Source organism: Rhizobium ruizarguesonis, assembly GCF_012349115.1.
GTDB lineage: Bacteria > Pseudomonadota > Alphaproteobacteria > Rhizobiales > Rhizobiaceae > Rhizobium > Rhizobium ruizarguesonis.
This window is the reverse complement of record NZ_PQIG01000035.1, coordinates 48,942-71,703: the sequence shown is the minus strand read 5'-3', so window position 1 is coordinate 71,703 and position 22,762 is coordinate 48,942. Positions and strand designations below refer to the sequence as shown.

At 61.1% G+C, this 22,762-nt stretch carries 23 protein-coding genes and 1 pseudogene; 11 read left to right on the top strand and 13 right to left on the bottom strand.

Features of this window, described 5'->3' with window-relative positions; all coding sequences use genetic code 11:
- The first annotated feature begins 12 nt into the window (after positions 1–12).
- From typA to ppa, 3 genes are all read left to right on the top strand, one after another.
- Entirely contained in the window at positions 13–1,833 is a 1,821-nt protein-coding gene (gene typA, locus C3Y91_RS04740; RefSeq protein ID WP_168575092.1) for a translational GTPase TypA, read from the top strand.
- 215 nt (positions 1,834–2,048) lie between these two features.
- Positions 2,049–2,555, top strand: a complete 507-nt coding sequence (locus C3Y91_RS04735) for a GNAT family N-acetyltransferase (protein ID WP_018243937.1) — start codon at positions 2,049–2,051, stop codon at positions 2,553–2,555.
- A 228-nt stretch (positions 2,556–2,783) separates the two neighbouring features.
- Complete coding sequence (ppa, locus tag C3Y91_RS04730) at positions 2,784–3,317, top strand: inorganic diphosphatase (RefSeq protein ID WP_011653868.1); 534 nt, start codon at positions 2,784–2,786, stop codon at positions 3,315–3,317.
- A 4-nt stretch (positions 3,318–3,321) separates the two neighbouring features.
- Here the strand turns inward: ppa and C3Y91_RS04725 are convergent, their stop codons facing one another.
- Positions 3,322–3,633 (bottom strand): DUF167 domain-containing protein, encoded by a 312-nt coding sequence (locus C3Y91_RS04725; RefSeq protein ID WP_130809530.1) that lies wholly within the window; start codon positions 3,631–3,633, stop codon positions 3,322–3,324.
- Positions 3,630–3,920 carry a YggT family protein gene (locus C3Y91_RS04720; RefSeq protein WP_246780175.1) on the bottom strand — a complete coding sequence of 97 codons (291 nt, stop codon included), beginning with the start codon at positions 3,918–3,920 and terminating at the stop codon, positions 3,630–3,632. Before C3Y91_RS04720 ends, C3Y91_RS04725 begins: the two co-directional genes overlap by 4 nt.
- A gap of 133 nt (positions 3,921–4,053) precedes the next feature.
- Between C3Y91_RS04720 and C3Y91_RS04715 the strand changes: the two genes are divergently transcribed.
- Positions 4,054–5,304 carry an MFS transporter gene (locus tag C3Y91_RS04715; RefSeq protein ID WP_168575090.1) on the top strand — a complete coding sequence of 417 codons (1,251 nt, stop codon included), beginning with the start codon at positions 4,054–4,056 and terminating at the stop codon, positions 5,302–5,304.
- Between the two features lie 7 nt (positions 5,305–5,311).
- Here the strand turns inward: C3Y91_RS04715 and C3Y91_RS04710 are convergent, their stop codons facing one another.
- From C3Y91_RS04710 to hemC, 6 genes are all read right to left on the bottom strand, one after another.
- On the bottom strand, positions 5,312–6,076 hold the full coding sequence (locus C3Y91_RS04710; RefSeq protein WP_174826945.1) for a glutamine amidotransferase: 765 nt from the start codon (positions 6,074–6,076) through the stop codon (positions 5,312–5,314).
- Positions 6,054–6,539 (bottom strand): tellurite resistance TerB family protein, encoded by a 486-nt coding sequence (locus C3Y91_RS04705; RefSeq protein WP_012759325.1) that lies wholly within the window; start codon positions 6,537–6,539, stop codon positions 6,054–6,056. The genes C3Y91_RS04710 and C3Y91_RS04705 overlap by 23 nt, the downstream gene beginning before the upstream one ends.
- A gap of 17 nt (positions 6,540–6,556) precedes the next feature.
- Positions 6,557–8,185 (bottom strand): heme biosynthesis protein HemY, encoded by a 1,629-nt coding sequence (locus C3Y91_RS04700; protein ID WP_168575088.1) that lies wholly within the window; start codon positions 8,183–8,185, stop codon positions 6,557–6,559.
- A gap of 4 nt (positions 8,186–8,189) precedes the next feature.
- Positions 8,190–9,461: a COG4223 family protein gene (locus tag C3Y91_RS04695; RefSeq protein WP_174826944.1), complete on the bottom strand. Its 1,272-nt coding sequence runs from the start codon at positions 9,459–9,461 to the stop codon at positions 8,190–8,192.
- A gap of 67 nt (positions 9,462–9,528) precedes the next feature.
- On the bottom strand, positions 9,529–10,236 hold the full coding sequence (locus tag C3Y91_RS04690) for a uroporphyrinogen-III synthase (protein ID WP_075224995.1): 708 nt from the start codon (positions 10,234–10,236) through the stop codon (positions 9,529–9,531).
- Positions 10,237–10,243: 7 nt separating this feature from the next.
- Positions 10,244–11,173, bottom strand: a complete 930-nt coding sequence (hemC, locus tag C3Y91_RS04685; protein WP_130682560.1) for a hydroxymethylbilane synthase — start codon at positions 11,171–11,173, stop codon at positions 10,244–10,246.
- A 72-nt stretch (positions 11,174–11,245) separates the two neighbouring features.
- On the opposite strand from hemC, the gene tsaD reads away from it, so the two are divergent.
- From tsaD to C3Y91_RS04650, 7 genes are all read left to right on the top strand, one after another.
- The gene (gene tsaD / locus C3Y91_RS04680; protein ID WP_131588999.1) at positions 11,246–12,391 is read left to right on the top strand and encodes a tRNA (adenosine(37)-N6)-threonylcarbamoyltransferase complex transferase subunit TsaD; all 1,146 of its coding nucleotides are present in this window, start codon (positions 11,246–11,248) and stop codon (positions 12,389–12,391) included.
- Positions 12,388–13,371, top strand: a complete 984-nt coding sequence (locus tag C3Y91_RS04675) for an NAD(P)H-dependent glycerol-3-phosphate dehydrogenase (protein ID WP_075224998.1) — start codon at positions 12,388–12,390, stop codon at positions 13,369–13,371. Before tsaD ends, C3Y91_RS04675 begins: the two co-directional genes overlap by 4 nt.
- A gap of 9 nt (positions 13,372–13,380) precedes the next feature.
- Complete coding sequence (locus tag C3Y91_RS04670) at positions 13,381–13,674, top strand: YciI-like protein (RefSeq protein WP_003543605.1); 294 nt, start codon at positions 13,381–13,383, stop codon at positions 13,672–13,674.
- 2 nt (positions 13,675–13,676) lie between these two features.
- Positions 13,677–14,108, top strand: a complete 432-nt coding sequence (locus C3Y91_RS04665) for an EVE domain-containing protein (RefSeq protein WP_003543603.1) — start codon at positions 13,677–13,679, stop codon at positions 14,106–14,108.
- Positions 14,105–14,752, top strand: coding sequence for a class I SAM-dependent methyltransferase (locus C3Y91_RS04660; protein ID WP_130665225.1), 648 nt, complete (start codon positions 14,105–14,107; stop codon positions 14,750–14,752). Before C3Y91_RS04665 ends, C3Y91_RS04660 begins: the two co-directional genes overlap by 4 nt.
- 170 nt (positions 14,753–14,922) lie before the next feature.
- Positions 14,923–15,501: an SGNH/GDSL hydrolase family protein gene (locus tag C3Y91_RS04655; RefSeq protein WP_168575087.1), complete on the top strand. Its 579-nt coding sequence runs from the start codon at positions 14,923–14,925 to the stop codon at positions 15,499–15,501.
- A 358-nt stretch (positions 15,502–15,859) separates the two neighbouring features.
- On the top strand, positions 15,860–17,539 hold the full coding sequence (locus tag C3Y91_RS04650) for a glycoside hydrolase family 3 protein (protein WP_130682558.1): 1,680 nt from the start codon (positions 15,860–15,862) through the stop codon (positions 17,537–17,539).
- An 83-nt stretch (positions 17,540–17,622) separates the two neighbouring features.
- Here C3Y91_RS04650 and C3Y91_RS04645 read toward each other — a convergent pair.
- The 5 genes and pseudogenes from C3Y91_RS04645 to C3Y91_RS04625 form a co-directional block, all read right to left on the bottom strand.
- Positions 17,623–17,799, bottom strand: a pseudogene (locus C3Y91_RS04645) (bifunctional Delta(1)-pyrroline-2-carboxylate/Delta(1)-piperideine-2-carboxylate reductase); the annotation flags it as partial.
- Positions 17,800–18,279: 480 nt separating this feature from the next.
- The gene (locus C3Y91_RS04640; RefSeq protein ID WP_018072093.1) at positions 18,280–18,693 is read right to left on the bottom strand and encodes a DUF3830 family protein; all 414 of its coding nucleotides are present in this window, start codon (positions 18,691–18,693) and stop codon (positions 18,280–18,282) included.
- Between the two features lie 127 nt (positions 18,694–18,820).
- A complete protein-coding gene (locus tag C3Y91_RS37750) occupies positions 18,821–19,087 on the bottom strand; it encodes a hypothetical protein (protein ID WP_226306934.1) in 267 nt (88 codons plus the stop codon).
- Between the two features lie 11 nt (positions 19,088–19,098).
- Positions 19,099–19,827, bottom strand: a complete 729-nt coding sequence (locus C3Y91_RS04630) for an amino acid ABC transporter ATP-binding protein (protein WP_075225501.1) — start codon at positions 19,825–19,827, stop codon at positions 19,099–19,101.
- The gene (locus C3Y91_RS04625) at positions 19,824–22,757 is read right to left on the bottom strand and encodes an FAD-dependent oxidoreductase (protein WP_425523605.1); all 2,934 of its coding nucleotides are present in this window, start codon (positions 22,755–22,757) and stop codon (positions 19,824–19,826) included. Before C3Y91_RS04625 ends, C3Y91_RS04630 begins: the two co-directional genes overlap by 4 nt.
- Positions 22,758–22,762: the final 5 nt, after the last annotated feature.

Here is a 22,762-nt window from a genome sequence, read left to right as displayed (position 1 = left end):
GAGATTTCACATATGTCACTTCGCAATATCGCGATCATCGCGCACGTTGACCATGGCAAAACGACCCTGGTGGATGAGCTTCTCAAGCAGTCCGGCTCGTTCCGCGAAAATCAGCGTGTCGCTGAACGCGTGATGGACTCGAACGATCTCGAAAAGGAACGCGGCATCACCATTCTCGCCAAGGCGACCTCGGTGGAATGGAAGGGTGTCCGCATCAACATCGTCGACACCCCCGGCCACGCCGACTTCGGCGGTGAGGTCGAGCGCATTCTCTCGATGGTGGATGGCGCGATCGTTCTCGTCGACTCCTCTGAAGGCCCGATGCCGCAGACGAAGTTCGTTGTCTCCAAGGCCTTGAAGGTCGGTCTTCGTCCGATTGTCGCGATCAACAAGATCGACCGTCCGGATGGCCGCCACGAAGAAGTCATCAACGAAGTCTTCGACCTCTTTGCGAACCTCGACGCGACCGACGAGCAGCTCGACTTCCCGATCCTCTACGGTTCCGGCCGCGACGGCTGGATGAACGTCAATCCGGAAGGTCCGAAGGATCAGGGTCTTACGCCGCTTCTCGACCTGGTGCTCAAGCATGTTCCGGAGCCGACCGTCCACGAAGGTCCGTTCACGATGATCGGCACGATCCTCGAAGCCAACCCCTTCCTCGGTCGCATCATCACCGGTCGTATCAATTCCGGTTCCATCAAGCCGAACCAGGCAGTGAAGGTTCTCCACGCCGACGGCAAGACGATCGAAACCGGCCGTATTTCCAAGATCCTCGCCTTCCGCGGCATCGAGCGCACGGCGATCGAAGAAGCGCATCAGGGCGATATTGTCGCGATCGCCGGCCTTTCCAAGGGCACGGTCGCCGACACCTTCTGCGATCCCTCGATCACCGAGCCGCTGCAGGCGCAGCCGATCGATCCGCCGACTGTCACCATGTCCTTCATCGTCAACGACAGCCCGCTGGCCGGCACCGAAGGCGACAAGGTGACGAGCCGCGTCATCCGCGACCGTCTCTTCAAGGAAGCGGAAGGCAACGTCGCCCTGAAGATCGAAGAAGCCGAAGGCAAGGATTCGTTCTACGTGTCCGGCCGTGGCGAACTTCAGCTCGCCGTTCTCATCGAGACCATGCGTCGCGAAGGCTTCGAGCTTGCCGTGTCGCGTCCGCGCGTCGTGATGCACAAGGACGAAAGCGGCCAGCTTCTGGAGCCGGTCGAAGAGGTCGTCATCGACGTCGACGAAGAACATTCCGGTGTCGTCGTGCAGAAGATGTCCGAGCGCAAGGCCGAAATGGTCGAGCTGCGTCCGTCGGGCGGCAACCGTCTTCGCCTGCGTTTCTACGCACCGACCCGTGGCCTGATCGGCTACCAGTCGGAGCTGCTGACGGATACGCGCGGCACGGCGATCATGAACCGCCTGTTCCACGACTACCAGCCCTACAAGGGTGTGATCGGTGGCCGCGTCAACGGCGTGCTGCTCGCCAACGCTCCCGGCGAAGCCGTCGCCTATGCGATGTTCAACCTGGAAGATCGCGGCCCGATGATCATCGAGCCGGGCGAAAAGGTCTATGCCGGCATGATCATCGGCATCCATTCGCGTGACAACGATCTTGAAGTCAACGTCCTGAAGGGCAAGCAGCTCACCAACATCCGCGCCGCCGGCAAGGACGAAGCGGTGAAGCTGACGCCGCCGATCCGCATGACGCTTGATCGCGCTCTCTCCTGGATCCAGGATGACGAGTTGATGGAAGTGACACCGAAGAATATTCGTCTGCGCAAGATGTATCTCGACGCAAACGATCGCAAGCGTTTCGAAAAGTCGAAGGCCGCCCTCTGAGAGCCTAGAGCGCGTCGCAATCTTTCAGAAAACCTTAGAAACCCCGGCCTTCGCGCCGGGGTTTTTTATTGTGCGCCGCGTCGATTCCATCTTGTGACAATCGTTAAAAAAGCGTTAACTTTTGATTGTCGTCCACATATCAAGTCTGTGGGCAATCGATCACAATGCCCCTGTGCATATGGTTAATTGCCCTCGGCGGGACCAGAGTAAACGTTATGAAGACGTTGTCGATCGATGTCCGGCGGGCCGAGCCGCAAGATGCCCGAGCCATATCGGAAACACACAGGCTTGCCTGGCAACACACCTACGCCGGCATCATTCCGCATCGCGCGCTGACGCAGATGATCGAGCGGCGCGGCGAAAGCTGGTGGCGCAAGGCGACGCGCGGACCGGCAACGCTGCTGGTTCTCGATGTTGCCGGAACAGTTGCCGGCTACGCGACACTCGGCCTCAATCGCGCCCGCGCTCTGCCGCAGGAAGGCGAGATTTACGAGCTTTATCTTCGGCCTGAGTATCAGGGCATCGGCCTCGGCAGGATGCTGTTCGGCGAGGCGCGCCGGCTCTTGAAGTCGCTCGGCTGCAACGGGCTGGTTGTCTGGTGCCTCGAGGAAAACGAGAACGCCAGTGACTTCTACCGCAATCATGGCGGCGTCGATTTCTGCGAAGGCATGGAAAGTTTCGACCACAGGCAATTGAAGAAGATCGGCTTCATCTGGAGCTGAGCGGCCTGCTGCATCATTCCCTAAATTATGCACTTCAAAATGCTGCAGAGTCTTTTGCGCGTCTGAAAAAATGCGCGGCGCTGGAGTCAGCGTACGACTATCTCCTATTAGAAACTTTTGATGTGAATGTGCGCCGGTGCAGTTAAGCATTGACGCTCTGCCATGTTGCGTTGCCACATGAAACTGATTATCTGGCTGCCAGCAAATTCAACCTCGCGGGAGTTTCTTATGCGCATCGACGCCATTTCAATCGGTAACAATCCACCTGAGGACGTCAACGTTATCGTCGAGGTTCCGGTCGGCGGCCATCCCATCAAGTATGAGATGGACAAGGAAGCCGGCACGCTGGTGGTCGATCGTTTCCTCTATACGCCGATGACCTATCCGGGCAATTATGGTTTCGTGCCGCACACACTGTCGGAAGACGGCGACCCGATCGACGTACTGATCGCCAGCACCCGCCCGCTGGTTCCCGGCTGCGTCATCAATGTGCGTCCGATCGGCGTCCTGAAGATGGAAGACAATTCCGGCAAGGACGAGAAGATCATCGCCGTGCCGTCGCCGAAGCTGACGCTGCGCTATGAGAAGGTGAAGGACTACACCGATCTTCCCGAGATCACCCTGAAGCAGATCGAGCACTTCTTCGAGCACTACAAGGATCTGGAGCCCGGCAAGTGGGTGAAGATCTTCGGCTGGGGCGACTCCAAGGAAGCCGGCGAACTCATCCTCGAAGCCGTCGAGCGCGCCAAGAAGAAAGGCTGATTGTTCAGCCTAAAAATATCTCGAGCTTTTTTACCAAATCCTCCGGATCGCCGTCGATTCGGAGGATTTTTTTGCGCGCGGTCTCACCCGAGACGAGACTGATGCTGGATTTGGGAATGCGCAGGGATTTTGCGATCAAAAGGATGAGTGCCTTGTTGGCCTTGCCTTTTTCGGGCACGGCGGTGACGCGTGCCTTCAGCAACGCTTCACCCTCGCCGTCGGCCTCAATGCCATCGATCGCGTCACGCCCGCCATTCGGCGTCAGCCGGACGGCGAGGCGCAGATGGTCATCGAAAAGGCTCCAGGGACGGCTCAAGCGACCAGCGGGTACAGCGTGGTCCAGAGCAGGGTGCGCAGGAAGAAGATGATCAGCAGCAGGATGATCGGCGAAATGTCGATGCCGCCAAGGTTCGGCAGCAGGCGACGGATCGGCTTCAGCACCGGTTCGGTGACATTATAGAGGAATGTGCCGACCGAATTGACGAACTGATTGCTGGAATTGATAACATTGAAGGCATAGAGCCAGGAAAAAACGGCACTGGCAATCAGGATCCAGGTGTAAATATTCAAAGCCAAATCAATGGTTTGAAACAGCGCAAACATCATCGTCTCCAATTCGTTGTTGACAGACATGTAGACATTGGCGACTAAACGGGCAAGTGCCGTGTGGAAACGCGCGGTGAATCATGGGGCGGCTTTGCAGCTATTCCGGCGCCCGTCTCCTCGGAAAACCTCCATGTCGTTTTCGCCCACCGGAGACCGTTTTGCCGCGTTCCGGCATTCGTCCTACACGCGTTTCTTCTTCGCGCGCTTCCTGCTTTCCTTCTCGCAGCAGATCGTCAGCGTCGCCGTCGGCTGGCAGATGTACGACCAGACGGGCAGCGCGATCTATCTCGGTTTGATCGGTCTCGTGCAGTTCCTGCCGTCGCTGCTGCTCATCCTGGTCACCGGTTCGGTGGCCGACCGGTACAATCGCCGGGCGATTGCCGCACTCTGCTCGCTGGTGAGCGCACTCTGCACGCTGGCGCTGCTGGTCATGACTGTCATGGGGACCTTCACGCCCTTGCCTGTTTTCGCGGTGCTTTTGATCTTCGGCATCGAACGCGCCTTCATGTCGCCGGCGGTGCAGTCGCTGGCACCCAATCTCGTGCCGGAGCAGGATCTTTCCAATGCCATCGCCTGGAATTCGTCGTCCTGGCAGCTTGCGGCAATCACCGGCCCGGTGCTTGGCGGTCTGCTCTACGGCGTCAGCGCGACGACCGCCTATACGGTGGCGGTGATCTTTTCCGTGCTCGGTGCGGCCCTTCTCTACATGATCCCGAAACCGGTGCAGAAGACGACGGGCGAAACCAAGAGCTGGGCGATGATCCTCGGCGGCTTCAGTTTCATCCGCGCCGAAAAGGTGGTGCTCGGAGCGATCTCCCTCGACCTCTTTGCCGTGCTGCTCGGCGGCGCGACGGCGCTGATGCCGATCTTCGCACGTGACATCCTCACCCTCGGCCCCTGGGGCCTCGGACTGCTGCGCGCCGCACCGGGACTTGGCGCCATCGTCATGGCGATTTTCCTTGCCGCCTATCCGCTCAAACATCGCGCCGGCATCTACATGTTCATCGGCGTCGCCCTGTTCGGCGTCGGAACGATCATCTTCGGCGTCTCGACCAATACCGAGGTCTCGATCGCGGCGCTGGCGCTGATGGGGGCGGCCGACATGGTGTCGGTCTATGTCCGCGAGAGCCTGATTGCGCTCTGGACGCCGGACCAGCTGCGCGGCCGTGTCAATGCGGTCAACATGGTCTTCGTCGGCGCTTCGAACGAGCTCGGGGAATTCAGGGCGGGCACGATGGCGGCGCTCTTCGGCGCGGTGCCGGCGGTCGTCATCGGCGGGATCGGAACGCTTGTCGTGGCGGCGATCTGGGCGTCGAGTTTCCCCAAACTGCGCGGGATCGATACGCTGGACGCGCCCACTGTATCGTCGGAATCGATTTAGAAACCGATTATGCGCGAAGAGCGATAGAGGACGCCGCCTTCGCCGTCTTTCCCTCGAAGACGATGTCGAGGAATTCGGTGAGCCAGGCTCTCAGCGGCGCATCGAACAGCATGCGGCCTTCGAGATGTTCGCGGCCCTGCTGGGCGTTCGGCAAGATGAAGCGATGGGCGCCATGCACGACCCAGCGATGCATCATCACCCGGGTCAGTTCGGCATGGAACTGCAGCCCCCAGGCGTTGTCGTCGTAGCGGAAGGCCTGGTTCGGATAGGCATCGCCTTCGGCCAGCAGGTCGGCGCCGCGCGGCAGCTCGAAGCCCTCGCGGTGGAAATGATAGACCATCCTCGGCCAGTGCATCAGCAGGCGGCCCTTCTCGGTCGGGTGCAGCGGATACCAGCCGATCTCCGTAGATCCGTCGGCATTCGGCTGCACCTTGCCACCGAGATGATGCACCAGCATCTGCGCGCCGAGGCAGATACCGAGGTAGGGGCGCTTTTCCCGGAGCGGAACGTTGATCCAGTCGATCTCCTTCTTGACGAAGTCATCGGGATCGTTGGCACTCATCGGCCCGCCGAAGACGACGGCGCCGGCATGGTCTTTAAGCGTTGTCGGAAGCGACTGACCCAGAACCGGTCGACGGATATCGAGGCGGTAGCCCTTTTCGACGAGCAATTGGCCGACACGGCCGGGGCTCGACCGTTCCTGATGCAGGACGATGAGGATCGGGCGCCCGTCGCGGTTCGGGTTTTGCTCAGTCGGTATCATCTTGCGCAACCTGGACGTCTGTCACCCTGGCGGCGGCCTCCTGCCGCTTCTGGATGCGCTCGCGCGAGGAGACGCCGAGCAGATCGGCGATACGCCAGATCACATGGTCTTCCATCTCGCTGCGTTCGCCATCGGCATAGACGATGTCCCAGAGGACGCCGATCAGCTCCAGCCGTTGCTCGGTATTGAGATGACGTTTCAGGTCGGCGGTGAAGCGATAATAGTCGACGGCGGAGCTTTCGGCCTCAAGGCCGGCTGCTATCAGAGCATCGAGCTGTTTGCCGTCGAGTGCATACTGCTCCTTCAGGAGCTTGCGCAGCCGCTTCTTCTCGCTGGCTTTGATCTGACCGTCGGCCTCCATGACCTGCATGCAGAGCGCTGCCACTGCGATGCGCGGATCATCAGGGGCAAAACCTTTCTTCGGGTGGTCGGCGGTGAGATTTTGGAAGAATGCCTGAAAGCGTTCGAACATGCGGTTTGCGTTCCATTTCAGAAAAGGCGGAGCCGTGTCTTGGGTTCCGGTTCCACCCTGGGATCGCGAACGCCGGGATCATCCGGCAGTCCGCCAAAGAAAGGTTTCGCCTCGCTCGGCGCGGGCGCTTTATCGCCCGCGGCCGGTTCGACGGGTTTCGGTTTTGACGATGTCGGTGCCGGTGCCGGTGCCGGCGTGGGGCGCACAGCCTCGGCAATCGTCGCGGCGCGTTCCAGCTCGATGATGCGATGGTCGTTGACGGGGCTTTCCGGCCTGACGTCACGCAGCGGCGGCAATGTCTTCAAAGCCGTTTCGATCGAGGCCGGCGCCGAACCGTCTTCGAGCGGACCCTCGATCTGGCCGAAGGGCGCCTTCCATTCGAAGGCGTCGAGACGGCCGGTCACGGGCGATACCGGCAGCCATTTGTCCGACACGAAGCCGTCTGCCACCCAGGCCGGATCGCGCGGCGCCTTGAGCGCCTGGGCCAGCCAATGGCGCACGCGGCCCTGGTCGCCGGTCTCGGCTTCTTCGATGTCGGCCAGCAGCAGGTAGGCGGCTTCACGCGGCTGCATGCGGGCCGCCGCTTCCGCTTTGGCGCGCGCCTTGGCGAATTCCTGCGCGTCGAGGGCTGCCTGGGCGACGACAAGAAGGGATTCGACATTGTTCGGGCGCTGCCCTTCCAGCCGCTCGGCGCGCTTCAGCCGGTCGAGCGTGGAATCGCCGCTGCGGGCCCTGACATAGGCTTGGCCGATCTCGGGATGAGGTGCCGATTTCCATGCCTGTTCGAGGATCGAGGCGGCCTTGCGCACGCCGCCTTCGCGAAACAGCGCCTTTGCGGCAATGAGGGCTGCCGGAATGAAATCGGCGGCAAGCTTCAGCGCCTGCAGGGCGTCGTCGCGGGCACCGGTCGGGTTGCTTTCCAGCTTCTCGCCGGCGCGCGCCGTCAGGAGGACGGCGTGCAGACGGTTGGCTTCGGCCTTTTCGACGACGCGCGCGGCCTTCTGCTGTTCGAGCAAGCGGATCGCATCGTCCCAGCGGCCGGCCTGGCTGCGATATTCGAGCGTCGCCTGTGCGGCCCAGGGAAGATAGGGCGCGTTGTCGGCAGCCTTTTCGGCATATTGGCGGGCGGCCTCGTTGGCCCCAAGACGGCGGGCTTCCAGATAGAGACCGCGCAGACCGAGCTCGCGGGTCTCGGGATCGTTGGCCATGGCCTCGAACTTGGCGCGCGCTTCGTCATGGCGACCTTCGATCAGGGCGGCCTGGGCCTCGAGCAGGTTGATCAGCGGTTCCTGATCGGCGCGGATGAGGCCACGCGAGCGGGCAGCCATCTTGCGGGCGAGCAGCGCATTGCCGGCGCCGGCGGCAATCAGGCCGGTCGACAGCGCCTGATAACCGCGATCCCGCTTGCGGGCGCGGAAATAACGGGTCACCGAATGCGGCGAGGTCCAGACGAGACGGACGAACCACCAGGCGATCATCACGGCGGCAATGAGAGCGATGATCGCGCTGGCGGCGACGATCAGCGTCGTCTGGTAGATCTGGCCCTCCCAGATCAGCGAGAGGTCGCCGGGACGATCGGCAAGCCAGGAGAAGCCATAGGCGAGAAGCAACACGAAGAGGGCGAAGACGACAAGGCGGATCAGCATGGTCTTATCCTTCCTTGCCGGTGCCGGAAACCGCTTTCGACAGCGCCCCGCCGACCAGTTCCTCGACGCGGATGCGCGCTTCGAGCGATTGCTTGAAGGCGGCGGAGGCCTGTTTGCCGAGAGCCGGCAGGTTGTTCCATTCGGCAGATGCGCCGGGCAGGTCGCCGCTCTTCACCTTCTCCTCCATGCGGGCGGCAATGGCTTCGACGCTTTCGCCCTCGATATTGCCAACGGGACGGACACTCACCAGCGACTTGGCGCTCGACATCAGCCGGTCCGACCAGCTTTGGTTCGGGTCCGGCTGGTTGACGGCTTCGACGATCGCGGTGGCGACATCGGGAACTTCGCGCACCAGCTCGGTGCGTGAGGGAATGCCGGTTTCGGCAAAGGCTCTAAGGTCGGCGACGGCCGGATCGTCGGGTGCGACGCTGGCGAAGGTGTCGAGTTCGGCCAGGAAAGGACCACCGCGATCGATCGCCGCCTTCAGGGCGGCAGCGGCGATCGCCCGGGCAACGGCGACGTCCTCGCGCGGCTCGTTCAGCTTCTTTTCGGCCTCTTCGAGGCGCTTGGCGATATCGGCGCCGCTCGTCGTCTGCTGCTCGGATGATTGGGTAAGCGTTGAGCGCAGCTGGTCGACCTGACCGGTCAGTTCCGCAATCTTCTGGTTGAGTGCCTCGACGTTACCCGAATCGGCCGGTGCGGCGACTGCGGGGGCCTTCGCAGCCGTTTCCAGCGCAGCGACGCGCTTCTCGAGCTCACCATTATCCGCGCTCGCCGGATTGGCGGCAAGGTTGGCGATGGTCTGTTTCAGGCCGTCGATCTCACCGGCAAGATCGGCAGTCTCCGGCGAGGTCGTCTGCGGCACGGCGGAGCCCGGGAGGTAACCCGCATACTGGATAGCGCCGGCGCCAAGCAGCGCCACGAGGCCGCCGACGATGCCGGCGGCAATGAGACCGGAGGTGGCGGCGCTCTTCGGCGCAGGCTGTTCGGGAGGAGGGGTGAAGGAGGGTTCTGGAGCTGCCGGTTCCTCCTCCGGCGCATCCATCACAGGCTTTTCTTCATCTTCGGCATGCGATGCAGGCTCGGTTTCGGGCGGCAGGCCGGCATCGGCGGCGGCGGTGCTGTCGGCGTCGGCAGTTTCATTGTCTACCGGTTTTTCGGTATCGGCTGCAGAGGCGAATTCCTGTGCATCGAGGTCGATCGTGACCGGCTCGTCGGCGCTCTTCGAATGGCGTGGCGGGTTTCCCGATACCATGAGGTCCTCTTTATTCTGCATTGCAACGAAACTAGACAGTGATGCCAGTTAAGGGAAGAGGTTAGATCAAATTTGGGCGGGTGGAGCCTCAAAGCAGCGACAAAAGGCTTTGCTCATCCGTCATCGGTGAAATCGTTACGGCTTTTTTCAGAGCCGTCGGGATGGCCTCCGCCACTGCCTCGCTAAGGCAGAGAAAGCGGATTCCGCTGTGTTCCGGCACGGCTGATCGCAGTTCCGGCACACGAAAGAAATCCTCGGCCGTCTGCCGGGAATAGAAGAGAATGGCCTCAGGACGAGACCTTGAGAAAATCGCTTCGATCTCGGCCGGGCCGGGAACGATCGGCTGCATGCGATAGCATTCGGCGATAGAAAAGCGGATGCCGAGTTCGCGCAATCCTGCTTCGAAAGTTTCGGCGCGGGGCCAGCCGGCAAGATAAAGCAACCCGTCCGCTCCCTGCGTCGCGACGAGATCGGCGAGATCGCGGCCGTTGCCCTGGGATGAGGCGACCGATCGGAAGCCGAGGCTGCGCGCTTCTTCCGCGGTCGTTTCGCCGACCGCGAAAAGCGGGCGGGCGAGATGCGGACGAAGTTTTTCGCCGAGCGCGGAGAGGACCCTGATGGCTTCGGCGCTGGTCACGGCGATAGCGCCGCTGGTGGTTGCAAGCGCGGCTAGGGCGGCGGCGCTGTCGTGCAGCGGCTGACGCAGCGGCAGCAGCAGGGGCTCGTGGCCCATATCGCGCAAACGTTGTGCGGTTCTCGTCGCCGAATGCGCAGGGCGGGTGACGAGCACACGCATGGCCGCTTCAGTGCCAGTCGTCGAAAAAGGCGCTGCCGGCTCTTGCGCGCACGTCCTGGCCGGCGCGGGTGCCGAGCGCTGCCGCATCGCGGCGGTGGCCGTCGGTCGTCACCGCATGCTGGTTGCGGCCGTCGGGAGTGATGATGAGACCGGAGAACCGGATCAGGTCGCCTTCGCAGACGGCATAACCACCGATCGGCGTGCGGCAGGAGCCGTCGAGTGCTGCGAGGAAGGCACGTTCGCAGGAGACTGTGTCGAAGGTCGTGATATCGTTGACCGGCGCCAGCAGATCGTCGATCCTGGCATCGCCGATGCGGCTTTCGATGCAGATCGCCCCCTGCGCCGGCGCCGGCGGGAAGGTGTCGGGATCGAGGATATCGGTCAGTACGTCGACCTTGCCGAGGCGTTTCAGGCCGGCAAGCGCCAGCAGGGTCGCATCAACCTCGCCCTCTTCGAGCTTGCGCAGGCGCGTTTCGACCAGGCCGCGGAAGGTGATGACGTTGATGTCAGGCCGCATGCGGCGGATCAGCGCCTGGCGGCGGAGCGATGAGGAACCGACGGTGGCGCCATGCGGCAGGTCGATCAGTTTGCGCGCGGTGCGGCCGATGACGGCGTCGCGGATATCTTCACGCGGCAGGTAGGCGGAGAGATAAAGCCCCTCAGGCAGCTTCGTCGCCACGTCCTTGGCGGAATGCACGGCGAAATCCAGCTCGCCGGCGGTAAGCTTCTGTTCAAGTTCCTCGGTGAACAGGCCCTTGCCGCCGATCTCGGCCAGCGACCGGTCGGTGATGCGGTCGCCCTTGGTCGTCAGCACGACGATCTCGAACATGTCCTCGGGCAGATGATGCGCCGCCATCAGCCTGTCGCGGGCCTCATGCGCCTGGGCAAGCGCCAGCGGGCTGCCCCGCGTGCCGATCCGGAAAGGTTTTGTTTGCATCCGCTCTATTCCGTTGTTACCGGAGTTCTCGTAAACGGGTTTCCATCCCATCGCAATCAACGAACAGGCTTCATGGTTCCCTTTCTGCGCATCCTTGGCATCGAAACGAGCTGCGATGAGACCGCCGCCGCGGTCGTTGAGCGCGATGCTGAGGGGCGTTCCAACGTGCTGTCGGACGTGGTGCTTTCCCAGCTCGACGAGCATAGCGCCTATGGCGGCGTGGTGCCAGAGATCGCCGCACGCGCCCATGTCGAGGCGCTGGACGAGCTGATCGAGGAGGCGCTGAAGCGCGCCAACGTGTCGCTCAACGATGTCGACGCCATCGCCGCCACGTCGGGGCCGGGGCTGATCGGCGGGCTGCTTGTGGGGTTGATGACCGGCAAGGCGATCGCCAGAGCCGCCGGCAAGCCGCTCTATGCGATCAACCATCTTGAAGGCCATGCGCTGACGGCGCGGTTGACGGACGGGCTGTCCTTTCCCTATCTGATGCTGCTGGTTTCCGGCGGCCATACCCAGCTCATCCTGGTGCGCGGCGTCGGGCAGTATGAGCGCTGGGGCACGACGATCGACGATGCGCTCGGCGAAGCCTTCGACAAGACGGCAAAGCTGCTCGGCCTGCCTTATCCCGGCGGGCCGGCGGTGGAGCGGATGGCGCGGGACGGCAATTCCGATCGCTTCGACTTTCCGCGGCCGCTGGTCGGCGAGGCACGGCTCGACTTCTCCTTCTCCGGCCTGAAGACGGCGGTGCGGCAGGCGGCACAGGATATCGCGCCGCTCAGCGATCAGGACGTGGCGGATATTTGCGCCTCGTTCCAGAAGGCAGTTTCGCGGACGCTGAAGGACCGTATCGGCCGTGGCCTGCAGCGGTTCAAGGCGGAATTTCCGACGACATTCCCTGCTACTGGCCCTGCTACTGGCCCTGCTACTGGCCCTGCTACTGGCGAAAAGCCGGCGCTCGTCGTTGCCGGCGGTGTCGCCGCCAATCTCGAACTGCGCGGCACGCTGCAGGCGCTGTGCGACAAGAACGGTTTCCGCTTCGTCGCGCCGCCGCTGCACCTCTGCACCGACAACGCCGTGATGATCGCCTGGGCAGGACTGGAACGGATGGCGACCGGTGCCGCGCCGGATACGCTCGACGTACAACCACGTTCGCGCTGGCCGCTCGATTCCAATGCGGAAACGCTGATCGGCTTCGGAAAACGAGGGGCCAAGGCATGAGCGAAACCATCGCCGTCGTCGGATCGGGGGCTTTCGGCACGGCGCTTGCCGCCGTCATCGCGCTTGCCGGCCGCAGCGCCGTGACGCTCGTCGGGCGTGATCCGTCACTGATTGCCGATCTGAAGACCGAACGGCTGCACGATGCGGTGCTGCCCGGCATTCTCCTGCCCGATACGCTGGAATTTTCGGCCGAGGCGGATGCGATCGCCGGCGCTTCCATCGTGCTTTTTGCAATGCCATCGCAGGCGCAGGCCGATGCGGTGCGGCAATACGGACCTTATCTTTCCAAGGATGCCGTGGTCGTTACCTGCGCCAAGGGCATCGAGCGGGCGACGGGCAATCTTCTGACCGACATGCTGGAACGGGAACTGCCGGACCATTCCGTCGCCGTGCTCTCCGGCCCGGGTTTTGCCGCCGATATCGCCAAGGGCCTGCCGACGGCGATGGCGATTGCGGCAGCCGACATGGAGACCGCGGAGCGGCTGGCGCAGGCGATTTCCGGCCGGACCTTCCGGCTCTACGCCTCCAACGACCGGATCGGCGTGCAGCTTGGCGGCGCGCTGAAGAATGTGCTGGCGATCGCCTGCGGCATCGTCGAAGGCCGTGGCATCGGTGATTCCGCGCGCGCGGCGCTGATTGCGCGCGGTCTTGCCGAGATGTCGCGTTTCGTCGTCGCCAAGGGCGGGCAGGCGGACACGGTGCGCGGGCTTTCCGGCCTCGGCGATCTGGTGCTGACGGCAACGAGCCATCAATCGCGAAACCTGCGCTTCGGCATCGCGCTCGGGCGCGGCGAAAAGACCGATCCCCTGCAGGGTGCGCTGGTGGAAGGCGCTTTTGCAGCCTCCGTCGCCTCGCGGCTTGCGGCGGAGTTGAAGGTCAGCATGCCGATCACCGATGCCATTTCCGCCATCATCGACGGCAAGCTCGATATATCAGAGGCGATAGAGCAGCTGATGACGCGTCCGATCACCACCGAATAGGAGACAGACATGCTTTTCGCCCTTCTCTGCAAGGACAAACCGGGACATCTGAACGTGCGCATGGATACGCGTCCGACGCATATCGAGCATCTGAACAAGCTGAATGCCGAGGGCACGCTGAAGATCGCCGGCCCGTTTCTCGATGATGACGGCAAGCCCTGCGGCAGCCTGATCATCGTCGAAGCGGAATCGAAAGAGGCGGCGCGTGCGCTTGCCGATGCCGATCCCTATGCCAAGGCCGGACTGTTCGAAAGCGTCGACGTCAAGGCCTATAACTGGGTCTTCAACAAACCGGAGGCGTGAGCATGGCGCACTGGCTCTATAAATCCGAACCCGCTTCCTGGTCCTGGGAGCAACAGAAGGCTGCGGGCGAAAAGGGCACGGAATGGACCGGAGTCCGCAATTATCTGGCGCGCAACAACATGCGGGCGATGCAGATCGGCGACAAAGGGTTCTTCTATCATTCCAATGACGGGCTGGAGATCGTCGGCATCGTCGAAGTCTGCGCCCTGTCGCATCCCGATTCTTCCGCCAAGGGCGATCCGAAGTGGGATTGCGTCGACATCCGCGCCGTCATGGACGTGCCGAAGCCGGTGACGCTGAAGGATGTCAAGGCGAGCGAGAAGCTCGCCAAGATGGCGCTCGTCACCTCGATGCGGCTGTCGGTGCAGCCAGTCACCGAGGAAGAATATCTCGAAGTCTGCCGGATGGGCGGACTGGACAATCCGCCGCGTTGAAGACTGATCCAGAAGCCTTCATCCGCGCCAATACCAGCCTGATGCCGCCGCCGCATGTGCCGGAGATTTCGCTCTATCTGGCAAGCGAGGCGCATGAGCTCTGGCTGAAGACGGAGGAGGAACTGGAAGCGATCGGCCTGCCGCCGCCCTTCTGGGCTTTTGCTTGGGCGGGCGGCCAGGGACTGGCGCGCTACGTTCTCGATCATCCGGAAGCGGTGCGCGGCAAGCGGGTGCTTGATTTCGCCAGCGGTTCCGGCCTTGTCGGCATTGCGGCCGTGATGGCCGGTGCCCGGGAGGTCATGGCTAGCGATATCGATCCCTGGGCGGAGGCGGCAGTCCGGCTGAATGCCGAGGCCAATCACGTTTCGCTCGGATTTATTGGCGCAGATCTGATCGGGGAGGCGGTCGATGCGGATATCGTGCTTGCCGGCGACGTCTTCTACGATCGCGCTTTCGCCGGCGCGCTCGTTCCCTGGTTCGCGAAGCTGGCAGCCGACGGCAAGTGGGTGCTGGTCGGAGACCCCGGACGCAGTTACCTGCCGAGAGAACGGCTGGAATTCTGCGCGGATTATGAGGTGCCGGTAACGCGGGCGCTGGAGGACAGCGAAATCAAGAAGACGACAGTGTGGCGGTTCGCTTCCTAGATCAAAAATGAGAGTATGATGTCACCAGGCCATTCAGGGGGAACTAAAGCGGCCGGATTGCGCCAGAACGGGCGGCCAAATAACGCGCACCAGAGCTAAGAGGTTGTCACAACAGCAACAAATCCCCTGGCTATCAGGTCGAAGCGCAGCAACCAAACTCAGGCTTGCCAATGAAGACCGTTCTCCTGATAGGCGACTCCATCCGCCTGCATTATCAACCGCACGTCATCAAGGCTTTTGAAGGTCAAGCCAACGTCTGGGGTCCAGAAGAAAATTGCCAGTCGTCAGATGTCATATGGAGCAACCTCGATCGTTGGGTGATTTCAAAACGGCCGGACGTCGTACATCTAAATTGCGGGCTGCACGACCTTCGCCATGATGAGGGGACGACCCGGGCTCTAGTGCCGCTCAATACCTACCAGGCCAATATCACCAGCATCTTCGAAAGGGTCAGGGGCGAAACAACAGCAGAGCTGATCTGGGCGACGATCACGCCTATTATCGAGGCACGGCATCAGGCCGTGCGCAGTTCGCGTCGCTATGAACGCGACGTCTCCACCTACAATGCTGTCGGCGTCTCGGTCGCCCGTCGCTTCGGCGCGACAATCAACGATCTTCATACCACTGTCGGCGAAGGCGGACCAGAAGTGCTCTTGAAGCAGGATGGCCTACATTTCGTGGAAGAGGGCTATGCCTTGCTAGGTGCAAAGGTTGCGGATGCTTTGCGACCTTTTGTGTTCAAGGGATGACATGACCGGTAACGTAAGGCGAAGAACTGCCTCTGGGGGCATTTCCAGGTGATGAACACGCTGCGCAAGGGCCAGGCGGCACTTTGGCAATACGAGGGCGGCGTCATGGGAGAAGTGCGTCTCATCAACAGGTAGTTCGGGCTCTACTTTGTCTGAAGCATCAACCTCGATCCCGCTCCGCACCTACTCTCGTTCTTTGCAACAGGGCCCTTCTTGGCTTATCGGCTGTATTTCGACGCGGCGAGATATCCAAGATGTTCCCGACGAACTTAACCTGACATCACCGCGCTGACTTATGACAGGATAGCGTGCATATTCACACGGGCTATCCGCAGAGCGTTGATCAACGGGGGAACTTATGACGATCTACGACGAGCTTCGCAAAGCGCCGTTCAACCTCGACGAAGCTGCGATATCCTGGATCCGCGACGTCTATGCCTCGCTCGATCTCGATGACAAGATCGGCCAACTCTTCACCTTGATCATGATCGGGACGGATGAGGAGGATTTCAAACGCATTGCTTCACTAAGGCCGGGCGGCGTAACCCGCTTCTTCACGGCTGACCTCGAGTTCGAGCGGCGGGTCATCTCTGACCTCGTGGCCAAGAGCAAAGTCCCGCCCATCATCAGCGCAGACCTTGAGGGCAGCCGTCATTCCTTCGCTTTCGGCACTCCGGTGCTGGGCCAACTTGGCCTTGCCGCCGTCGACGACGTTCAGGCGACCGAGAAAAGTTCAGAAATCCTGGCACGCGAGGGCCGCGCGATGGGGGTGCGCTGGTCCTTCACGCCAGTCATCGACATAAATACCGCGTTCCGATCACCGATTGTCGGTACACGGTCATACGGCTCCGATGTCAACAAGATCGAGCGGCACGCGGTTGCCCATGTTCACGGTCTCCAACGAAATGGCGTTGCCGCCACCGCAAAGCACTGGCCGGGCGAGGGATATGACGACCGCGATCAGCACCTCGTTACGACGACCAATCCGCTTTCCATGGACGAGTGGAAGGAAACCTTCGGTCGGCTCTATGGAACGCTGATCGCCGAAGGCGTGTTGGCAATCATGAGCGGGCACATTTCCCTTCCGGCCTACATTCGATCGAAGATGCCAGATGCCGGGCTTGAGGCTTTCCGACCGGCCTCGGTTTCCCGGTTGCTGAACGTTGATCTTCTCCGAGACGAACTCGGCTTCAATGGCATCGTCGTCTCTGACGCGACCCCCATGGGAGGGCTGTCTGCCTGGGGCCACCACCTCGATACGCTGCCTGATATCATCGCAAATGGCTGCGACATGATCCTCTTCAGCGATGAACCTGAGGAGGATATGGCGGCGGTCAAGGCTGCCGTCGAAGATGGACGAATTACTCCGGAGCGACTTGAGGAAGCGGTTCTTCGCGTGCTGGCGCTCAAGGCCCATCTCAAACTTTTTCAACCGTCAGACGTCCTACCCGATGCGGCGGAAGCGTGCCACCTGCTTGCGCATCCAGACAATGTCGCAGCATCAAGGGAATACATCGGCCGCTCGCCTACGCTTGTGAAGGACGTCAATGGTATCTTTCCGCTCGATCCGGCGAAAACAAAGCGCGTGCTGCTGGTCGACGGCGGCATCATTCATCCGCTCATGCCGCAGCCACTGGAATTCTTGCTACCCGCGCTGTTGCGGAAGGAAGGTTTCGAAGTCACGATCGACCGACCGGACATCGTGCCGACCCCCGACGACTTCGACCTCGTCCTCTACGCGCTAGGCGACGAGTCGCTGCTCGTACGAGGCCGGATATTCGTCGACTGGCATAGGATGGGTGGTGGCGGCCTTTTCAAGGCCATGTACCGACCCTGGACGAATATTCCCTCCGTAATGATCTCATTTGGGCATCCCTATCACCTTTACGATGCGCCGCGCGTACCGGCCTATATCAATGCGTACTCCACCATGGACAGCGTCCAGGAAGCCGTCGTTGATTGTATGCTCGGTCGCAAGCCCTTCCTAGGCACCAACCCGGTCGACCCTTTCTGTGGCCTTGAAGATGCGCGCTATTGAAGTCGTTGGGAGCAGAGGCTGCCGGCCTATTGGAACGGGGCAACAGGCCCCCGATCATTCGCGATCGCCCGGACCAGCAGACGTCAGCCGGCGATCAAAGCGGCTTCATACACCATCGTCGCGGCAGCAGGATCGGCCAACGCCGTTCCGACTGCCTTGTAGAGAGTGATCGCGTCGTTGGACGTCCGCGCTGGACTATCCTGGCGACACAGTTCGTCAAGTGCCGCACGCACCGTATCTGTAGAAATCACGCCGCCTCGGCGGGAATAGAACCGTCGGACAGCAGTGCCTTACCTGCTCGACAGGGGTATCACAGCGTCATTGCGCATCACCACCTCTATATGGGCGCAGAATGCTGAGAGACGGACGAGGAGGAATTAGCGGCGAAGCCATGAGCCTCTGTAGAAGAGACATCTTACGCGTTTTTGGCTGCTTCTGCGACGGAGGCAGTTCTTGCGCCGCTCTTTTCGCAAGTTCGAAATCAAAATCAAAAGACATTTCGGGCCTCGTCCACCATTTGGAAATCTCGAAGAAAATCTCGAAGACTAGAATGCAGGAAACGTGCCAACCGCCGCGTTAGGCGGTGCTGGCACGCCGGCGTCAACCCCGTCGCCTCGCGCTTTGCGCCTAGAGCATGATGCCGAAAAGTGTGAGCGGTTTTCGGGCGATATCATGCTCTCACTATTTAATTTAGAACAGGATTTAGATTTTAGGCCGACCCGGCCTAAAATCATCCTGTTCTAGGATACGGCCTCAAATCGAATGGATTGCGCGCCTTCCCACAGCGTGAGGCGCCCTATTTCGGCGAGTTGGTCGAGATTGGATGTGATTGTGATGAAATGATTGCCAGCCAGTTGGCCCATTTTCGATGAAAAATCGACGCCTCCGTAGGCAAGCAGGATTTCCGTTTCGCTGATGCCTCCCGGGTAAAGGATGATATGACCGGGGGCCGGATGGCTTGTATGGTTCTCATAACCGACGCCGAAATCATGGTCGCCAAGCGGGATCCAAACGCCCTCGCCAGACCAGCGAACGTGCACGATTTTACCATCGAACGGCATCTGCTTGATGAATGCTTCACAGGTTTTGGGCGCTCTGGCAGTTTCCAGGACAGCGTCGAAGATGAATGGCCCTGCTGTAATTTTCAGTTTCATGATGTCGCTCTTGTTAGATTTGACTGCTTGTTGATTTGTCTCGCCGCGGCTTTCCGATATTGCCCGTGGCCCTTAGTACCCACCAGGACGCCGTTTTCGACGACAGGCTTTCCGGCGACAATTGTCGTTATCGGCCAGCCGGTGATCTCGATCCCCTCGTAGGGCGAATAGTCTGCGCCATCATGCAGTTCCGCATGACGGTGGTCCGTTCGACATGGCTGTCGATGCCGCCTGGAAGGACATATTTGCCCGAGGCGTCGATCGTGCGGGCAGCACCCGACAGGCTCTGCCCGATCTGGACAATCTTGCCGTCTTTAATGCCGATATCCGCCTGGAAAACATCCGCAGCAGTCGCCACCGTGCCGTTCTGGATGATGAGATCGTAGTTGCTCACAAGCCTGACCTTCAGTGCTGCAGGATTTTGCCAAGGAAAGCTTCGGTTCGTGGGTTGTGTTTTCCCGCGAAAAACTCCTCGCTCGGACGATCCTCGACGATCTCGCCCTGATCGATGAAAATCACGCGTGTCGCCACCCGGCGGGCAAATCCCATCTCATGGGTGACGACCATCATCGTCATGCCGTCCTTTGCCAGTCCGGACATGACATCGAGCACTTCGGAAATCATCTCTGGATCAAGCGCGGATGTCGGCTCGTCGAAGAGCATGGCGAGCGGATCCATCGCGAGCGCCCGCGCGATCGCCACGCGCTGCTGCTGCCCGCCGGAGAGTTGGCTTGGATATTTTTTCGCGTGGTCGGTCAGCCCGACGCGATCAAGAAGCGCCATGGCCTTCGCGTGGGCTGCCGTTTCGCTGCGGCCAATGACAATCTTCTGCGCCAGCATGATATTGTTGATGATCGTCAGATGCGGAAACAATTCGAAGTTCTGGAAGACCATGCCTACCCGCGTGCGAAGGTTCGGCAGGTCGGTCTTCGGGTCGCCGACTTCGATACCATGCACCCGGATCGAACCTTCCTGAAACTGCTCGAGCCCGTTGACGCATTTGATCAACGTCGATTTGCCCGACCCCGAGGGACCGCAGACAACCACGACCTCACCGCGCTCGACGTTCACCGAGCAGTTCTTAAGGACAGCGAACTGACCGTAATATTTGGTAACGCCAGCGATCTCAATCATGCCCGGCCTTTCTGGAAACGCGAGATGGAAAAGGGTTGCAAGGCTCTATCGGTCTCGCGACCGAGAACGAGCCGAGATGTCAACTGGCCGACGATCGGGCCGAGCGTATAACCGTTTGAAGTGACGGCGTTGAAGAACCCGGGCATTGACGGATGTTCGCCGAGGATCGGCGCACCGTCGATGTTGATGTTCATCGCTGCCCAGCTCCGGATGACGTGAAGTTTGCGCAGAGCGGGAACGACGTGCTGGGCAACCCAAAGGTTTCCCTCAAGGCTCGACAGTAGCGGGCGTGGATGTTGATGGATGGGATCGAGGCCTGCCGTCCAGCCGCCGCCGATGATGAAGTTCCCGTTTGCCGCCTGCTTGAGTGTCAAATGGCGGTCGGCATGGGCGACGAGACACGAGATCAAAGGTGCTGCGGCCTCGGTAACCACCATCTGCAGTGGAGCACCGAATACCGGCACATGGACACCGAGCATCGCGCCGATCCTTGAAGCGAAGGCTCCGGCTGCATTGACGATCCGTTTTGCCCGCAACATGCCCCTCGATGTCCTGACCTCAAACCCGTCGTCCGAGGTCGTTATTCCGGTGACCTCGCAATTTTCGAAGACTTGAGCGCCGTCTCGCCGTGCCGCCTCCAATATATATTGCGTAGCGACGAGAGGATTGATCTTGCCCTCCTGGGAGCAGTAGGCAGCACCGACGAAGTGAGAAGACAGAGCAGGCTCCAGGGAGCGCAGTTCCTCTTGCCCGATCAAGCGGCAATCGATCCCGGCCGCGCACTCCACCCCGACCTTTTCCGCCAGAAAACGCATGTGGTCATCGGTTTCGGCCACCATGAGGCCGCCTGTGACCTTCATCTCGAAATCCTGCCCGAGCTCGCTTTGCAGCGCGGCCCAAAGAGCGATTGAATCGCGCTGGAGGGGAAGTGTTTGTGCGGCCGTTCCGCCGCCACCTTCGGCACGGGCACCGTGGTCGAAGGAAAGCAACTGGGCATGAAGGCTTCCTGCATTCCCTCCGGACGCCAGCGAGTTCGCAAAAGCGCGCTCCAGCACCACAACGTCCTCGCCTTCCCGGGCAAGGAAGAGCGCCGTCGAAAGGCCTGCAATGCCGGCGCCGATTACCAGCGTGGACGTTTCCGCCACCGGCAAAGGTTGAGGATTCGCCAATGGAGGTTTTTCCGGCAAAAGTGCGCGCTTGTGGCCGCCCCATTCCGGCTTCTCGACCGCAAGCGCCGCCAGCGGAATAGGTCGAAGTGGCATTTGCGGGGCCAGAAAACCGCTTGTTTCGCCCGTGAGGTGCCGTTCTTTCGCGACGTCAGCGATCGCTTTGCCGCAGTAGCGGCTCTGACATCGCCCCATGCCGGCACGCGACAGGCGCTTTAATGTCGAGACGTCCTGCGCACTATTTGCGCTGAGCGTCCTCAAGACACCGTAAGTCACTCCTTCGCAACGGCAGATCAATGCATCATCTGGCGGAATTGCCGTCTTTGTCTTTGCATCGTCCTTCGGCGCAAAGACCTGCCAAAGCGCCTCTTGAAACCGTCTATGGCGGGCAAGCCTTTTCACTGCGCTTTCGTCGGCTTGGACAAGGAGGCCCAGTTTTCGCGCAATCGCGGCGGCGGCGATCTGCCCTTCTGCCATCGCAACATTCGCGCCGCCGAAACGCGCCGCTTCACCGACAACATGCACGTTCGCAAGCGTTGTCTGACCGTCGAGACCTCGCACTGCCCGCAGATCGCCGTCGATGACCTCATGGCTGCAGCCGAGTAGCCGGGACAGCTCATTGGAGGATGTGAAATTGCCGCCGACAAGGACGGTGTCGGCATCGAAATTGATCTCGCCGTCTGGTCCGGTGAACGTGACGTTCTCCACACGCTGCGAGCCGTTGATCGAGGTGAGTACGCTGTTCCAGCCCATCTTGACGCCCGCGGACCTAAGCGTCGATATCTGGCGCAATCCGTGGCGGGCGAGGGCGGGATGCGTTGTCAGAAGGCCGAGGGCTGCCAGCGGCCGAGACCAGGGTGGCGGCGCTGCTTCCAGCAAAGCGACTATGGAGGCTCCTGCCTTTCGAAGTTCGTTTGCGACCTGCATATTCAAAGGACCGTTTCCGGCAATAACGATCCTTCGGCCGGGAACGGTGCCATAGCTCCTCAGCAACGTCTGGGCGGCCCCTGTTGTCATCGCACCAGGAAGTGTCCAACCCCTCACCGGCGTTGGGCGTTCGTAGGCCCCCGTCGCGATGATGAGCATTTTCGGCTTGCAGTAAAACGCATCGCCGGAGCCATAGCAGGCAATAATAAGCGAACCGTCGTCGTCACGTGCGGCACCCCACACCACCGTAGCGGTTAGAAATGTCACGCCGTGATCGCGCACTTGCCCTATAAGCGCTGCGCCGGATAAAGCCTGCTCGTCGCCACTCAATCGCTCGGCGGCGCTCCATGTCGAGGGTTGTTTGAAATACTGCCCGCCGGCAGACGGCCGTTCATCAATGACAGTCACCTTGGCGCCGGCCGCAGCAAGAACCTCAGCTGCGGCAAGCCCCGCAGGCCCCGCTCCGACGATGAGAACGTCCATCGTCCTTGTCGTCAAGGACTGCGGCACACCGCAGAGATCGGCAATCTGACCAGTGGCAAGGTCGGGCCGCGCAGCAGGGCGCAGGACCTGCATGTCATTGTCGACAGTGGTCATGCAGGCCCGCTGGCTGACTTTTCCGTCGATCGTCACGAGACAGTCGTGACAGACACCCATTCCGCAGAAGAGGCCACGGCCGTCGCCTTTGATGCCTCGGGAAAATTCATGCCGCCCCGTCGCCTCGATGGCGGCGGCAACAGACATGCCTTTTTCGGCAAATATCTGCAGACCGTCGACCGAGAGCCTGACCCGCTCATCGTCGGGCCTCAAGCTCTGGTTTATGGAAGCGACGGGCATCATGG

Bases quoted from the DNA above. Each gene is read 5' to 3' on its own strand.
- typA (WP_168575092.1), top strand. From the start codon at position 13: ATGTCACTTCGCAATATCGCGATCATCGCGCACGTTGACCATGGCAAA.
- C3Y91_RS04735 (WP_018243937.1), top strand. From the start codon at position 2,049: ATGAAGACGTTGTCGATCGATGTCCGGCGGGCCGAGCCGCAAGATGCC.
- ppa (WP_011653868.1), top strand. From the start codon at position 2,784: ATGCGCATCGACGCCATTTCAATCGGTAACAATCCACCTGAGGACGTC.
- C3Y91_RS04720 (WP_246780175.1), bottom strand. From the start codon at position 3,920: ATGTTTGCGCTGTTTCAAACCATTGATTTGGCTTTGAATATTTACACC.
- C3Y91_RS04715 (WP_168575090.1), top strand. From the start codon at position 4,054: ATGTCGTTTTCGCCCACCGGAGACCGTTTTGCCGCGTTCCGGCATTCG.
- C3Y91_RS04705 (WP_012759325.1), bottom strand. From the start codon at position 6,539: ATGTTCGAACGCTTTCAGGCATTCTTCCAAAATCTCACCGCCGACCAC.
- C3Y91_RS04700 (WP_168575088.1), bottom strand. From the start codon at position 8,185: ATGCTGATCCGCCTTGTCGTCTTCGCCCTCTTCGTGTTGCTTCTCGCC.
- C3Y91_RS04695 (WP_174826944.1), bottom strand. From the start codon at position 9,461: ATGCAGAATAAAGAGGACCTCATGGTATCGGGAAACCCGCCACGCCAT.
- C3Y91_RS04690 (WP_075224995.1), bottom strand. From the start codon at position 10,236: ATGCGTGTGCTCGTCACCCGCCCTGCGCATTCGGCGACGAGAACCGCA.
- hemC (WP_130682560.1), bottom strand. From the start codon at position 11,173: ATGCAAACAAAACCTTTCCGGATCGGCACGCGGGGCAGCCCGCTGGCG.
- tsaD (WP_131588999.1), top strand. From the start codon at position 11,246: ATGGTTCCCTTTCTGCGCATCCTTGGCATCGAAACGAGCTGCGATGAG.
- C3Y91_RS04675 (WP_075224998.1), top strand. From the start codon at position 12,388: ATGAGCGAAACCATCGCCGTCGTCGGATCGGGGGCTTTCGGCACGGCG.
- C3Y91_RS04670 (WP_003543605.1), top strand. From the start codon at position 13,381: ATGCTTTTCGCCCTTCTCTGCAAGGACAAACCGGGACATCTGAACGTG.
- C3Y91_RS04665 (WP_003543603.1), top strand. From the start codon at position 13,677: ATGGCGCACTGGCTCTATAAATCCGAACCCGCTTCCTGGTCCTGGGAG.
- C3Y91_RS04655 (WP_168575087.1), top strand. From the start codon at position 14,923: ATGAAGACCGTTCTCCTGATAGGCGACTCCATCCGCCTGCATTATCAA.
- C3Y91_RS04650 (WP_130682558.1), top strand. From the start codon at position 15,860: ATGACGATCTACGACGAGCTTCGCAAAGCGCCGTTCAACCTCGACGAA.
- C3Y91_RS04640 (WP_018072093.1), bottom strand. From the start codon at position 18,693: ATGAAACTGAAAATTACAGCAGGGCCATTCATCTTCGACGCTGTCCTG.
- C3Y91_RS04630 (WP_075225501.1), bottom strand. From the start codon at position 19,827: ATGATTGAGATCGCTGGCGTTACCAAATATTACGGTCAGTTCGCTGTC.
- C3Y91_RS04625 (WP_425523605.1), bottom strand. From the start codon at position 22,757: ATGCCCGTCGCTTCCATAAACCAGAGCTTGAGGCCCGACGATGAGCGG.